Raw genomic sequence first — 13,357 nt, forward strand, 5'->3', positions numbered from 1 at the left:
AAGGACTAGACAATTTCGCGTTCGCTCCAGCCGGCATCATCGACACCGGTTCCAAGCCCGAAGCTCAGCGAAACCCAGGGTTACCGGCAGCCCTGCCCCCAAGGAGGGCCGCCGGTACGTTGGAACCTGATTCTAGTTGGCCGTGGTGGCTCCGAGGCACTTTCTACAGGTGCTTCAAATTTGATGCAACTTTTAATTGTGTCGGAGGCTAAACGGATTCCTCAAATTGGGGATCGCCTCCGAGCTCGAACGCCATCTTGTAGACTTCCTGCGCGAGGCGGCTGTTCAGATCGTCATCGGTGGACCGGATCACGATGCTCGTGCCGCCCTTGCCCTGCCGGTAGAACGGATAGGATCCAATATCCGCCGTCGGATTGCGCGCCTGCATGTCCCGCAGGTTCGCGGCAATAAGGCTTTCCGCCAGATGCAGCAGAACCGAGCGCGACCGGACCGGCGCACCGCCCGTCAGACGGTGCTTCAGGCTTTCCAGCATGGCCTGCATGATCAGCGGGATTCCCGCGAGGACAAACACGTTCTCCATCTGGAAGCCGGGTGCCTTGGAAATGGGATTATCCACCAGCTTGGCGCCGCGCGGCGTGCACGCCATGCGTGCACGGGCCGAGGTCAGGCCTTCCGGTCCATAATATTCCTTGAGGATTTCGTGTGCCTCGGGATGCAGTTCCCACTGCACGCCGAATGCCTTGGCGATCGATTCGGCGGTGATGTCGTCATGGGTGGGACCGATTCCGCCCGTGGTGAAGACATAGTCGAATCGCGCGCGGCATTCGTTCACCGTGTTGACGATCGTGTCCTCGATATCGGGAATGACTCGTGTCTCGGTGAGCTGGATGCCGCACTGCTCATTCAGCCATTTCGCCAGATAGGCGAGATTGGCATCCTGCGTCCGGCCGGAGAGGATTTCATTGCCGATGATGATCAGGCAGGCGGTAACTTTTTTCGGTTCTGTCATGGCCGCATTTATACCAGCGCGCCCCGGACCAGACACGTCAAAACGGCCGGAAGCAGGAACTTCCGGCCGTTTCGCCGCGCGCCCCAGAGGGAGGGGGATGCAAGGGCGCGCTGTTTCCTTAGTCTCTTGTCGTCCCGCTGCCTGCCGTGCCGGGATCGAGCCCGGCGGCGGTCTTCACGAGGTTGACGAACTCCGCGCGGTAGCCGTGCTCGTCACGCCCTCTGCTCTCACTCGCGAGCGCGGCGATTCGATCCCAGCCGAACTCACCCAGATAGGCGCCGTGCCGGAGTTTCTGCCCGAAGGCGGCGACGGCGGCGGCGAAGCGAAAGTCGGCGGAGGGCGACGCCGTGCCACCGAGCAGGGTCCGGGCCAGCGGCACTTCCATCAGCGTGCTGGCCGTCTCTCCGGGTAACTTATAACGCAGCTTCACGAAGGCGAACTCTCCACCGGACGGCGCCGAGGCGGCGGGCGGCGCATAGCGCAGCGGGTCGAGGCGCAGGCCCTTCGAGCCGACCAGCGCGATTTCATACAGCGCCGTCACGGTGTGGCCGGCGCCGATCTCGCCGGCATCCACCTTGTCATTGTTGAAATCCTCGGTCTTGAGCATCCGATTCTCGTAGCCGATCAACCGGTATTCGGCGACGACGCCCGGGTTGAACTCGACCTGGATCTTGGTATCGCCGGCGATGGTGAACAGGGTCGAGCCGAGCTGTTCCACCAGCACCTTCCGGGCCTCCTGCAACGTGTCGATATAGGCGTAGGCGCCGTTGCCCACATTGGCGAGCTGTTCGGTCATCTCGTCGTTCAGATTGCCCGTGCCGAAGCCCAGCACCGACAGGGAAACGCCGGTCGCGCGCTGGCGGGCCACATAGTCCTTCAGCGTCTCGACCCGTGTGTCGCCCACGTTGAAGTCGCCATCGGTGGCCAGGATGATGCGGTTGATACCGCCCTTGATGAACGCGCGCTGCGCCATGGCATAGGCCAGGGCGATCCCCTCGCCGCCGGCGGTCGACCCGCCTGCCCGCAACTGTTCCAGCGCCGTGAGTACCGCGCTGCGGTCGCTACCCGCCGTCGGCTCGAGCACCACGCCAGCCGCCCCGGCATAGACCACCACCGAGATGCGGTCGTCGTCGCGCAGCTGGTTGGTCAGCATCTTCAGCGACGCGACCAGTAGCGGCAGCTTGTCGGGCGAGTCCATGGACCCGGACACATCGAGCAGGAATACCAGGTTGGCCGGTGGCCGCGCGGCGCGAGGTGCCTCGTAGCCCTTCAAACCGATGCGCAGCAGATAGGTCTGGGCGTTCCAGGGCGTCCGCGCGACCTCGGTGGCGACCGAGAAGGGCTGCGTGCGGTCGGTGGGCGGGCGGTAGTCATAGCTGAAATAATTGATCATTTCCTCGACCCGCACGGCGTCGGCGGGCGGCAACTGGCCATCGTTCAGGAAACGCCGGACATTGGCATAGGCGCCGGTGTCGACATCGACGCTGAAGGTAGAGACCGGCTCGGCGGCGGCCTGTTTGACGGGATTGGTATCCAGCAGAGCGTAATTTTCCCTATCCTCTTCTCTGTTAAGCAAAGACAGATCAATAGAGGATGGTGGAAACTCCATCGATACGTACTCCACTCGCGCCGAGGGATCTGGTCCTCCAATATTCATCACCGGCATGTCTATAGAAGTAATTTCCGTAGTATTGAGCGTGTATTGATAAGGCTCGTAGCGCGGCGGAGATGGAGGTGGATCAATTCTATTGATAATCTCTGCCTCCATCGGGCCATAGACCATGGCCGTGTATGAAGACGGCGTAGGGCCGACGACCAGAGAGATCTGAACAGTAGCGGCCCAAACTACCACGACGGCCATCAGGCAATAGTCATAGGCTCGCAGAATCATGTTCTGCATCACTCACTCCTCGGTTCTTATTTGTCCGGCGCCTCGGCTAATGCCTGAGGCTCTGCCGTCTTACGTCACGACTGCCCGCCGGGTCGGCGCGGCGTGGCAACGAGCCTGTCCAAGTCGTTGCGTGGCCCACGGGGCCGAAAGGCACGCCGCGCCGGGTGCGGCGACGTGAATCCGTTCGTCGCCGGGCGGTCTTCCCGCCGGTGGGCGGGAAATGGCTGGATGGAAGAAGCGCTCTAGGTGGGCGCTGCGTCAGAGTCCGCTTCGGTCTGAAGCGGCGGCGCGGATGGTCGTCGGACCGCGCTGTCGATGACGAAATAGAAGGCCGTCATGGCGACAACCCAAACCGCGAAATATTCCCAGAAAACACTGCGCATCGTCATCCTCCCCAGGACCAGTTGCGTAGGTAACTATATGAAAATATTAGCACTTGATTGCCGTCCATCCCGTTAAATCGGGTTCATGTACCGTTTTGCGGGATTAATTCGCGTTCATGCCGGGATTGCTTGCGGCTTCAATGGCTTATAGGGTCGCGCCATGAAATTTCATGCTCCCCTCGTGCGCGGCACGCTGGTCCAACGTTACAAAAGATTCATGGCCGACGTGATGCTCGACACGGGCGAGACCGTCACGGCGCACTGCGCCAATTCGGGCGCCATGGCCGGGTTGAAAGAGCCGGGCTCGGTCGTCTGGCTGTCGCCGGCGGCCAATCCTGACCGCAAGCTGAAATATTCGTGGGAGCTGATCGAGGCCGATGGCGATCTGGTCGGGATCAACACCAGCCATCCCAACCACATCGTCGCGGAGGCCATCCGCGCCGGCGCCATCGACGCGCTGACCGGCTATGGCGCGCTGCGTCAGGAAGTGAAGTATGGCAAGAATTCGCGCATCGACATCCTGCTGGAGGATGCCGGCCGACCGCCCTGCTATGTGGAAGTGAAGAACGTTCATCTGCGGCGGGGCGGCACGCTGGCCGAGTTTCCCGACGCGGTCACGGCGCGCGGTACGAAACACCTGCTGGAGCTGGGCGACATGGTCGAGGCCGGTCACCGGGCCGTGATGTTCTATCTGGTCCAGCGCATGGACTGCGACCGTTTCGCCATCGCCCGCGACATCGACCCTGTCTATGATGCCGGGCTGGTCGCGGCCCGCGCGCGCGGCGTTGAAGTTCTGTGCTACGCCTGTAGACTGACGACCGAAGAAATTACCGTTGACCGCCCGCTGTCGCTGACCATTTAAGCATCCGGGTTTGAAGGACACCGAATGAACGACCAGTTGACCAAGGCCGGCGACACACGTGTGAGCGGCATCAAGATTCATGGTGCTGACGGCTTCGAGGGCATGCGCCGCGCCGGTCGGCTTGCCGCCGATACGCTCGATTTCATCGCCGCCTATGTTAAGCCGGGCGTCACGACGGAATATCTCGACAAGCTGTGTCACGACTTCATCATCGACCGCGGCGGGATTCCGGCGCCGCTCGGTTACCGTGGCTTTCCCAAGAGCATCTGCACCTCGATCAATCACGTGGTCTGCCACGGCATTCCCGGAGACAAGGTGCTGAAGGATGGCGACATCCTCAACATCGACGTGACGCCTACGGTGGATGGCTGGCACGGCGACAGCAGCCGCATGTATCTGGTCGGCGAAGTGTCGGTGAAGGCGCGCCGCCTGTGCGACATCACCTTCGAGGCCATGTGGCGCGGCATCGAGCAGGTCAAGCCCGGCGCGACGCTGGGCGATATCGGGCATGCGATCCAGAAATTCGCCGAGGCGGAGCGTTGCTCGGTGGTGCGCGACTTCTGCGGGCACGGTCTGGGCAAGGTGTTCCACGACGCGCCGAACGTGCTGCACTATGGCGAGCCGCATTCGGGCGTCATCCTGCAACCCGGCATGTTCTTCACCATCGAGCCCATGGTCAATCTGGGCCGCTTCGACGTGAAGATCCTCTCCGACGGCTGGACGGCGGTGACTCGGGACCGGTCGCTTTCGGCCCAGTTCGAGCACTCGCTGGCGGTCACCGAGACCGGCTACGAAATCTTCACCGCCTCGGCGCGCGGGCTCGACAAGCCGCCGTACAACATCTGAACCGCCGCGCTGTCGGGCTGGGGGCATGACCGACGACAAACCGCATCATCTGGGTCACCGCCAGCGCCTGCGCGAGCGCTTCATGAATGGCGGGGCATCTTCCATGCCCGATTACGAACTGCTGGAAATGATACTGTTCCAGGCGCTGCCGCGCGGCGACACCAAGCCGCTGGCCAAGCAGCTCATCGCCGCCTTCGGCAGTCTGGCCGACGTGCTGAGCGCGCCGCCCGAGCGACTGGCCGAGGTCAAGGGCGTTGGCGACGGCATCATCGCGACCCTGAAACTCTTCCGCGAAGCCGGCCTGCGCATGACAAGGGCCGAGGCACTGAACAAGCCGGTCCTGAGTTCCTGGTCGGCGGTGCTGGATTATTGCCAGGCCGCCATGGCGTACGAGAAGCGCGAGCAGTTCCGCATCCTGTTCCTCGACCGCAAGAACACCCTGATCGCCGACGAGGTCCAACAAACGGGCACGGTCGATCACACGCCGGTCTACCCGCGCGAGGTGGCCAAGCGCGCCCTCGCCCTTGATGCGACGGCGGTTATCCTCGTGCACAACCATCCTTCGGGCGATCCCAATCCCAGCCGCGCGGATATCGAGATGACCAAGCAGGTCGTCGCCGCCGCCGGCGCGCTGGGGATCGTCGTGCACGATCATCTGGTAATCGGGCGCGGCACCCACGCGAGCTTCAAGTCGTTGGGATTGCTGTAGGCGTACGCTGAAGCGTTTACCGTGGCCACGGGATGGGCGAGACTGTTTCCGCCTCGTCCATCGGAACCTGTCGCCGGTTCCACCAGCAACGGGATCAGATCATGGACCTCATGCGCATCGTCCAGTCGCTCGAGGAATTCCTCTATACCGTCATGACCTGGCTGCTGTTCTACCCGAGAACGTTGTGGCGGGTGATTACACGGCCATTCGTGATCGCCGAGCGGGTCGAGACGGAAATGAGCGCGGCGCCGGACAGCCAGTTCAGCGACATGGTCAGTCCGCCCCTGTTCCTGATCCTGTCGGTCGTCATCGCCCATGTGCTGGAGCTCACGCTGCATGTGAAAGTCCTGCAATCCCAGGCGACGCTCGCATCGGAAATCTTCGGCTCGGAGCAGGCCCTGCTGGCATACCGGTCGGTGACCTTCAGCACGTTTCCGCTGGTGATGGCCTCGGAATTTCTGAGGCTGAAAGGGTCGCAGATCGACAGGGAGAGTCTGAGACACCCGTTTTTCGTTCAATGCCTGTTTACCGCACCATTCGCAGTGATCTTTTCCGCCGCCATCGTGCTGATGCGCACGGAGACGCCCGATTTTCAACTGGCCGGTCTCGTCCTTGTCCTGGTGATCATCGGTTGGTATCTCCGCGTCCAGACGCTCTGGTTCAAGGCGGCCTTCGAGATTCACTGGTTCCGCGCGTTCATGATCGCCATGAGATGCTTTCTGCTGGTCCTGTTCCTCGTCACGGCGATCGGGCTCGTCCTCATGTCCGGTACCAACTAGGGACGCCGTCACAGCGCCAGTTCGGCGCGCGCCCTGAACTCCTCGAGCGCCTCGGGATTGGCCAGCGCCTCCATGTTCTTCACGGGCCGGCCATGCACGACCTCGCGCACGGCAAGCTCGACGATCTTGCCGCTCTTGGTGCGCGGGATATCGGTGACCTGCAGGATGCGTGACGGCACATGGCGCGGCGTGGTGTTGGAGCGGATCTGGACCTTGATGCGCTTCTCCAGCGCTTCGGTCAGTTCAACTCCCTCGCGCAGCCGCACGAACAGGACGATGCGGGTGTCATTGTCCCAGTCCTGGCCGATGACGAGGGATTCGACGACCTCGTCGATCTGCTCGACCTGGCGGTAAATCTCGGCCGTGCCGATGCGGACGCCGCCCGCGTTCAGGGTGGCGTCGGAGCGGCCATAGATCACATAGCCGCCGTGCGGCGTGCGAGCGATGAAGTCGCCATGGCACCAGATGCCGGGGAACTTGTCGAAATAGGCGGCGCGGTACTTCGCATCGCCCGGATCGTTCCAGAAACCCAGCGGCATGGAGGGGAAGGGCTTGAGGCAGACCAGCTCGCCCTTCTCGCCATCGGGCACCGGCTCGCGGTCATCATCCAGGATCGCCACCGCCATGCCGAGGCCGGCACACTGGATCTCGCCGCGCCAGACCGGTAGCAGCGGGCTGGAGAGCACGAAGCAGCTCAGCAGATCGGTGCCGCCCGATATGGACGACAGATGGATATCGGTCTTGATGGAGCGATAGACATAATCGAAGCTCTCGGCCACCAGCGGCGAGCCGGTGGAGCCGAGCACGCGGACGCTCGACAGGTCGTGCGTCCGCATCGGCTCGATCCCCGCCTTGTTGCACGCGTCGATGAACTTGGCCGAGGTGCCGAAGAAGGTCATGCCGGCGGCATCCGCGTAATCGAACAGGGTGTTGCCATCGGGATGGAAGGGCGAGCCGTCGTAAAGCAGCAGGGTCGCCTCGGACGCCAGCGCCGACACCAGCCAGTTCCACATCATCCAGCCACAGGTGGTGAACCAGAAGACCCGGTCGCCGGGCCTGATGTCGCCATTGAGCTGCTGCTCCTTGAGATGCTGGAGCAGCGTGCCGCCCTGCCCGTGTACGATGCATTTCGGCACGCCGGTCGTGCCGGACGAGAACATGATATAGAGCGGGTGATTGAACGGCAGCTGCGCAAAGTCGATCTCGCGCGGCGCATAGGGTTCAACGAACGCCTCCAGGGTGACCGCCCGCTCGGGCAATGCGCCGTCCTTGTTCACATAGGGCACCACGACCGCTGTCTCGATGGTCGGCATCCGATCCAGGATCTCGCCGAGCTTGTCGAGGCACGCGACGGTCTTGCCACCATAATAGTAGCCGTCGGCCAGGATCAGCAGGCGCGGCTCGATCTGGCCGAAGCGGTCGACAACGCCCTGCACACCGAAATCCGGCGACGCCGACGAGAAGATCGCGCCGATGCTGTTGGCCGCCAGCATGGCGATCACCGTTTCCGGCATATTGGGCATGTAGGCCGCGACCCTGTCACCTTCCTGCAGCCCCATGCCGCGCATCGCCTGCGCCATGCGCGAGACAGAGTCGTACAATTCGTCCCACGAGAGCTCGCGAGCGACCTTGTCCTCGCCGCGAAAGATTAGCGCGGGCGCGCCGTCACGGCGGCGCAGCAGGTTCTGGGCAAAACTCAGCCTGGCATCGGGAAAGAAGCGTGCGCCGGGCATTTTGTCCGCGTCGGCCAGCACGACCGCACCGCGATCCTGAGCGATCACACCGCAGAAATCCCAGATGGTCGACCAGAACTGCTCTGGCTGCTCGACCGACCAGCGCCACAGCGCGTCATAGTCCGGCAGCGCAAGTCCATACGTCTCTTCGGCCACGCGCATGAACGCGACCATGTTGCTGTCGGCGACCCGTTCCCGCGATGGCGTCCACAAGGGGGTTTCTGGCGATTCCACGGATACTCCTTCCATTGTCCGCACCGTCACTCCATGAACCAGCCATGGCTGACGATCAGCGACTGGCCGGTCAACGCGTTGGTCGGGAACGACGCGAACAGCAGCGCCACTTCCGCCACATCTTCGGCCGTGGTGAACTCGCCATCAACCGTGTTGCCCAGCATGATCCGCCGGATCACCTCGGATTCCGGAATACCCAGCGCGGCGGCCTGCTCGGGGATCTGCTTTTCCACCAGCGGCGTCTTCACGAAGCCGGGACAGATCACGTTGGCGCGCACGCCATGCTCGGCGCCTTCCTTCGAGATCACGCGCGACAGGCCGAGCAGGCCGTGCTTGGCGGTCACATAGGCGGATTTCAGCGGTGAGGCTTCCTTGGAGTGCACCGAGCCCATGAAGATGATCGAGCCGGACTTCTGGGCGTACATGTGCGGGATGCACGCGCGGGCCGTGAGAAAGGCGCCATCGAGATGGATCGACAGCATTTTCTTCCAGTCGGCGAAGGGGAAATCCTCGATCTTGTGCACGATCTGGATGCCGGCATTGGACACCAGCACATCGACCGTGCCCCACCGCGCGACGACCCGCGCCACACCGTCGCTGACCGCCTGCTCGTCGGTGACGTCCATGGCCACGCCCATGGCCGATCCCGGCCCCATGGCGGTGAGCGATGCGGCGGTTTCCTCGGCGGCGGCCAGTTCCAGGTCGGCGATGGCCACGCGCGCGCCTTCCGCCACATAGCGGCGCGCCACCGTTTCGCCGATGCCGCGCGCGGCGCCGGTGACGATGCAGACCTTGTCCTTCAGTTTCACGGCAATCTCCTCATGCCCGGCCGTCGCGGGTCAGATCGAACACGCGCACGCCGTCGCGCGGTTTGGTCCGGGTCCGCCAGGCCGTGTGATTCAGGGTTCGTCGCACGTCGTCATTTCCGGCCGACCAGTGCTCGTTCACCGTATGGCGCGAAAACTCCACGTCCTTGGACTGGGTAAAATAGTTCTTATGGCGATGGATCAGGTGGACGATGGTCACCGCCGCGTCGCAGCTGAAGGCGTCGAGCAGTCTCGCGTCCGGATCGTCCCGCAACTCCTCGGGCAGTTTGGCGATCAGCCGTCGCGCCGCGCGGCGTAGCGACTGCACCTGCCGCGCCACATCGGTGTTCAACCGCGTCCGGCTGGAAAAGCGGATATCCTTCTCGCGCTCGGCCGCGTCGATCAGGGTTTCCGGCATGGGCCCGCGGGCGCTGAACAGATCCACCTGGAAGATCAGCATGTCGCGGCGCGGCTGTTCCTCGAGCACATATTCCAGCGGGGTGTTGGACACGATGCCGCCATCCCAGTAATGCTCGCCATCGATCTCGACCGGCGGAAAGCCAGGCGGCAGCGCGCCGCTCGCCATGATGTGATCCGGCCCGATGGTCTGATGGGCGCTGTCGAAATAGGCGAAGTTCCCGGTTCGGATATTGACCGCGCCGACGCTGAGCCGGGTGACGCCGGAATTGATCAGGTCGAAATCGACCAGTTTCAACAGCGTCTCCCGCAACGGTCCGGTGTCATAGATGCTCAGAGCCTGAGGCGCCCCTTCCGGATAGAAGAGAAACGGCGGCACTCGCGGCCTGAAGAAGCCGGGCAAGCCGAAGATCGCGGCCCACGCGGCGCTGACGTCGCCGAAGAGAGAGCGTGCCTTGCTGCCGGGAATGAGCGGATCGGCCAGGAGGCTGCCCGACACGGTGTCCCAGAACGTCCTGAGGCGCTCGACACGGCGGCCCGGTGGATTCCCCGCGATCAGCGCGGCGTTGATCGCCCCGATGGAAATGCCGGCCAGCCATGTGGGCGCATGCCCGGCCGCCGCCAGCGTTTCATAGACACCCGCCTGGTAGGCGCCCAATGCGCCGCCGCCCTGCAGGACCAGAACTGTCCGGGGATGGGAGCCGGCCGCATCGGCCGGTTCGGGTTCGCTCATCGGGGCCTCGGTTCAGGACACGCGCGATTGCCCCAATGAGGCGCCTTATTGCAGCGCGGTACAACCCCTTGAACCCTGCCGCACATGCGAAAGGGGGTTGCAAAACAGACATGCTTCGCAACCCCCGATCCAGTTCAGTCCGAATGATATCAGCTGAGGGAGACGTCCGCGACCTTGTCGCGGTAGTCCTTCTTGGGGTCGATGCCCAGCAGCATCTTCACGCCAGCGATCAGGCTGTTGGCGTCGAGCCAGATTTCCGCACGCTCGGCGTCGAAACGCAGCAGGACCAGATCGGGATCATCCTTACCACCTTCGTACCAGGCAGCGATCATCGGGTTCCACAGCCGCTCGATGGCCTCGCGGTCATTGTCGATGACGAGCGTGCCTCGCACGGTGGCAAAGAGATCATGGCCTTTCGAGGTGAAGGTTCCGATGGCACGGGATGCGCCCGCACCGCACGCGCCGACCAGTTCGCTTTCCCGCGACGTGAAGAACCAGATGGGGCCGTGCTTGCCTTCGATCAAGCCGGTCATGGGCCGCGGATGCGGCTCCTCCACCCCGGCAAGGCCGAGCATCATCGTCCGTTCGGAATCGAGGGCCTTCCAGAACTTCTCTTCGAATTCGTGGGGTTCGCGCATGGGATTCTCCAGTGAGTGACTGCACTGGAAACAGCGGGTGCGCGGAAGAGTTCCCCTGTCGCACCAGATCGCCTGCCGCCCGAGGAGCGGAAACGATCGCGGGGCCAACCACCGGGGCGGCCCCGCTGAATACGCCTAGTGTCTAGTTGGCGATACGCGCCAGACGCTGGTTGATGATCTCTTCCGCCTCGCGGATGATCCGGTCGACCAGTTCCTTCACCGTCGGGATATCGTTGATGATGCCCATGACCGTGCCCGCGCTCCACACGCCGGTCTCCATCTCGCCGGTCTCGAGCAGCGAGCGGCCCTTCACGCCGACGACCAATTCCTTGATGTCCTCGAACGTGGCATCCGGCTTGGTGGTCTCGATCTCGTGCACGCGCTTGGCGATATCGTTCTTGTAGATGCGCGCCGTGTTGCGGAACTTGCGGTAGACGAGCTGGGTGTCGCGCTCGGAGCTGTCGACCAGCTTGCGTTTCACGTTCTCGTGCACCGGGGCTTCTTTGGTGGCCATGAAGCGGGTGCCCATGTTGATGCCTTCGGCGCCCAGGGCCAGCGCGGCGACGAGACCGCGGCCATCGCCGAAACCGCCCGAGGCGATCATCGGAATGGTCAGCTGATCGGCGGCAGCCGGGAGCAGCACCAGGTTCGGCACGTCGTCCTCGCCCGGATGGCCGGCGCATTCGAAGCCGTCCATGGACACCGCGTCGCAGCCGACCTGCTGGGCCTTCACACCGTGACGGACGGATGTGCACTTGTGGATCACCTTCACGCCGGCTTCCTTGAACCAGGGCATGTAGGGTTCCGGATTGCGGCCGGCGGTCTCGACGATCTTTACGCCGCCGTCGATGATGGCGCGGGCGTATTCATCATAGGGCGTCGGCTTCACGGTGGGCAGGATGGTCAGGTTGACGCCGAACGGCTGATCGGTCATCTCGCGGCACCGCTTGATTTCCTTGGCCAGGTCTTCCGGCGTCGGCTGGGTCAGGGCGGTGATGAAGCCGAGCGCGCCGGCATTGGCGACGGCCGACACCAGCTCGGCGCGCCCCACCCACTGCATGCCGCCCTGCAGGATCGGGTACTTTATGCCGAATTCTTCGGTAAAACGGGTCTTGATCACGGATAGTCCTCTTAATTCGCCCCGGAAGGGATCTTGTTGAACGGCAGGTCCTTGTCGACCCGGATGTCGCCCGGCAGGCCCAGCACGCGTTCGGCGATGATGTTGCGCAGGATTTCGTCCGTGCCGCCCTCGATACGGTGGGCAACCGCGCGGAAGAAAATCTCGTGGAACTGTCCGCCGTTCACCGCCAGGTCCTTCTGGCTGATGACGCCATAGGTATCCTGAATGTCGAGCATGGTCGAGGCCATGTTCTGGCGGTTGATGCCCAGCACCAGCTTGCTGATGGAGGCCTCCGGACCCGGCGCCTGACCGCGCGAGAGCGCCGACATCATGCGGTTCTGGGTGTTGCGCAGGCCAGCGGCACGAATGTACCAGTCCGCCAGCTTCTCGCGGACGGCGGCATCGTCGATGGCCGCGCCATTATCGCCCTCGATGACCTTGGTCATCTCGAACATTTCCTCGAAGTTGGTCGGGAAGCCGCCGCCCACCGCGAGGCGCTCGTTCATGAGCGTGGTCAGCGAGACCTTCCAGCCGTCACCCACCTCGCCCAGCCGCTGGCTGTCGGGGATGCGCACATCGGCGAAGTAGACCTCGTTGAAGTCGGAGCGGCCGGAGACCTGCTTGATCGGCTTGATGGTGACGCCGGGCGACCGCATGTCCAGATAGAACATGGTCAGGCCTTTGTGCTTGGCCACGTTGGGGTCGGTCCGGGTGATCAGGATGCCGTAATCGGCATAGTGCGCGCCCGACGTCCAGATCTTCTGGCCATTGATGACCCACTCGTCGCCCTGCTTCTCGGCCCGCGTGCGCAGACCGGCGAGGTCGGAGCCGCTGCCCGGCTCGGAGAACAGCTGGCACCAGATCTCCTCGCCGCTGGCGATCTTGGGCACGTGGCGTTCCTTGGCCGCCTGCGAGCCATGCGCCATGATCGTCGGGGCGCACATGCCCTGGCCGATGATGAACACACCGCCGAGCTGGCCCAGTTCGCCCTCTTCCTGCGACCAGATCACGCGCTCGATGGGAGTCGCGCCGCGGCCGCCGAATTCGGTCGGCCAGTGGATGCAGGCCCAGCCGGCGTCGTACTTCTTCTTCTGCCAGGCCTTCGACGTGGCGATGCCGTCATCGTCGCGCCCGGTGCGGGTCTGCCAGCCATCGGCGGGACGGTTGGCGGCGATCCATTCGCGGGCCTGCGCGCGAAACGCGGCCTCCTGCGGGGTATCGTTGAAATCCATCTGC

The 13,357-nt window shown here is 63.6% G+C and carries 12 protein-coding genes; 4 read left to right on the top strand and 8 right to left on the bottom strand.

Annotated elements, in window-relative coordinates; genetic code table 11:
* Nucleotides 1-208: 208 nt before the first annotated feature.
* Together WJU17_RS06110 and WJU17_RS06115 are read right to left on the bottom strand one after the other, a co-directional pair.
* Nucleotides 209-970, bottom strand: coding sequence for a competence/damage-inducible protein A (locus WJU17_RS06110; RefSeq protein ID WP_346326445.1), 762 nt, complete (start codon nucleotides 968-970; stop codon nucleotides 209-211).
* Nucleotides 971-1,088: 118 nt separating this feature from the next.
* Nucleotides 1,089-2,546 carry a VWA domain-containing protein gene (locus tag WJU17_RS06115; protein ID WP_346326446.1) on the bottom strand — a complete coding sequence of 486 codons (1,458 nt, stop codon included), beginning with the start codon at nucleotides 2,544-2,546 and terminating at the stop codon, nucleotides 1,089-1,091.
* Between the two features lie 858 nt (nucleotides 2,547-3,404).
* Here WJU17_RS06115 and sfsA point away from each other — a divergent pair.
* The 4 genes from sfsA to WJU17_RS06135 all read left to right on the top strand — a co-directional run bounded on the left by sfsA (nucleotide 3,405) and on the right by WJU17_RS06135 (nucleotide 6,440).
* Nucleotides 3,405-4,106, top strand: a complete 702-nt coding sequence (gene sfsA / locus WJU17_RS06120) for a DNA/RNA nuclease SfsA (RefSeq protein ID WP_346326447.1) — start codon at nucleotides 3,405-3,407, stop codon at nucleotides 4,104-4,106.
* Nucleotides 4,107-4,130: 24 nt separating this feature from the next.
* Nucleotides 4,131-4,952, top strand: coding sequence for a type I methionyl aminopeptidase (gene map / locus WJU17_RS06125; protein WP_346326448.1), 822 nt, complete (start codon nucleotides 4,131-4,133; stop codon nucleotides 4,950-4,952).
* A gap of 25 nt (nucleotides 4,953-4,977) precedes the next feature.
* Nucleotides 4,978-5,661 carry a DNA repair protein RadC gene (gene radC / locus WJU17_RS06130; RefSeq protein ID WP_346326449.1) on the top strand — a complete coding sequence of 228 codons (684 nt, stop codon included), beginning with the start codon at nucleotides 4,978-4,980 and terminating at the stop codon, nucleotides 5,659-5,661.
* 101 nt (nucleotides 5,662-5,762) lie between these two features.
* The gene (locus WJU17_RS06135; RefSeq protein WP_346326450.1) at nucleotides 5,763-6,440 is read left to right on the top strand and encodes a hypothetical protein; all 678 of its coding nucleotides are present in this window, start codon (nucleotides 5,763-5,765) and stop codon (nucleotides 6,438-6,440) included.
* Between the two features lie 8 nt (nucleotides 6,441-6,448).
* Here the strand turns inward: WJU17_RS06135 and WJU17_RS06140 are convergent, their stop codons facing one another.
* From WJU17_RS06140 to WJU17_RS06165, 6 genes are all read right to left on the bottom strand, one after another.
* Complete coding sequence (locus WJU17_RS06140) at nucleotides 6,449-8,407, bottom strand: acetoacetate--CoA ligase (RefSeq protein ID WP_346326451.1); 1,959 nt, start codon at nucleotides 8,405-8,407, stop codon at nucleotides 6,449-6,451.
* A gap of 26 nt (nucleotides 8,408-8,433) precedes the next feature.
* Nucleotides 8,434-9,216, bottom strand: a complete 783-nt coding sequence (locus WJU17_RS06145) for a 3-hydroxybutyrate dehydrogenase (protein ID WP_346326452.1) — start codon at nucleotides 9,214-9,216, stop codon at nucleotides 8,434-8,436.
* A gap of 10 nt (nucleotides 9,217-9,226) precedes the next feature.
* The gene (locus WJU17_RS06150; RefSeq protein ID WP_346326453.1) at nucleotides 9,227-10,363 is read right to left on the bottom strand and encodes a patatin-like phospholipase family protein; all 1,137 of its coding nucleotides are present in this window, start codon (nucleotides 10,361-10,363) and stop codon (nucleotides 9,227-9,229) included.
* A gap of 149 nt (nucleotides 10,364-10,512) precedes the next feature.
* Nucleotides 10,513-11,001, bottom strand: coding sequence for a pyridoxamine 5'-phosphate oxidase family protein (locus tag WJU17_RS06155; RefSeq protein ID WP_346326454.1), 489 nt, complete (start codon nucleotides 10,999-11,001; stop codon nucleotides 10,513-10,515).
* A 142-nt stretch (nucleotides 11,002-11,143) separates the two neighbouring features.
* Nucleotides 11,144-12,121 carry a nitronate monooxygenase family protein gene (locus WJU17_RS06160; protein ID WP_346326455.1) on the bottom strand — a complete coding sequence of 326 codons (978 nt, stop codon included), beginning with the start codon at nucleotides 12,119-12,121 and terminating at the stop codon, nucleotides 11,144-11,146.
* An 11-nt stretch (nucleotides 12,122-12,132) separates the two neighbouring features.
* Nucleotides 12,133-13,353: an acyl-CoA dehydrogenase family protein gene (locus WJU17_RS06165; protein WP_346326456.1), complete on the bottom strand. Its 1,221-nt coding sequence runs from the start codon at nucleotides 13,351-13,353 to the stop codon at nucleotides 12,133-12,135.
* Nucleotides 13,354-13,357: the final 4 nt, after the last annotated feature.

Source organism: Iodidimonas sp. SYSU 1G8, from assembly GCF_039655775.1.
Taxonomy (GTDB): Bacteria; Pseudomonadota; Alphaproteobacteria; order SMXS01; family SMXS01; genus RI-34.

What these genes read in the sequence shown, in the direction of transcription:
- WJU17_RS06135 (WP_346326450.1), top strand. Translation starts at nt 5,763, where the DNA reads ATGGACCTCATGCGCATCGTCCAGTCGCTCGAGGAATTCCTCTATACC.
- WJU17_RS06110 (WP_346326445.1), bottom strand. Translation starts at nt 970, where the DNA reads ATGACAGAACCGAAAAAAGTTACCGCCTGCCTGATCATCATCGGCAAT.
- radC (WP_346326449.1), top strand. Translation starts at nt 4,978, where the DNA reads ATGACCGACGACAAACCGCATCATCTGGGTCACCGCCAGCGCCTGCGC.
- WJU17_RS06165 (WP_346326456.1), bottom strand. Translation starts at nt 13,353, where the DNA reads ATGGATTTCAACGATACCCCGCAGGAGGCCGCGTTTCGCGCGCAGGCC.
- WJU17_RS06150 (WP_346326453.1), bottom strand. Translation starts at nt 10,363, where the DNA reads ATGAGCGAACCCGAACCGGCCGATGCGGCCGGCTCCCATCCCCGGACA.
- WJU17_RS06155 (WP_346326454.1), bottom strand. Translation starts at nt 11,001, where the DNA reads ATGCGCGAACCCCACGAATTCGAAGAGAAGTTCTGGAAGGCCCTCGAT.
- map (WP_346326448.1), top strand. Translation starts at nt 4,131, where the DNA reads ATGAACGACCAGTTGACCAAGGCCGGCGACACACGTGTGAGCGGCATC.
- sfsA (WP_346326447.1), top strand. Translation starts at nt 3,405, where the DNA reads ATGAAATTTCATGCTCCCCTCGTGCGCGGCACGCTGGTCCAACGTTAC.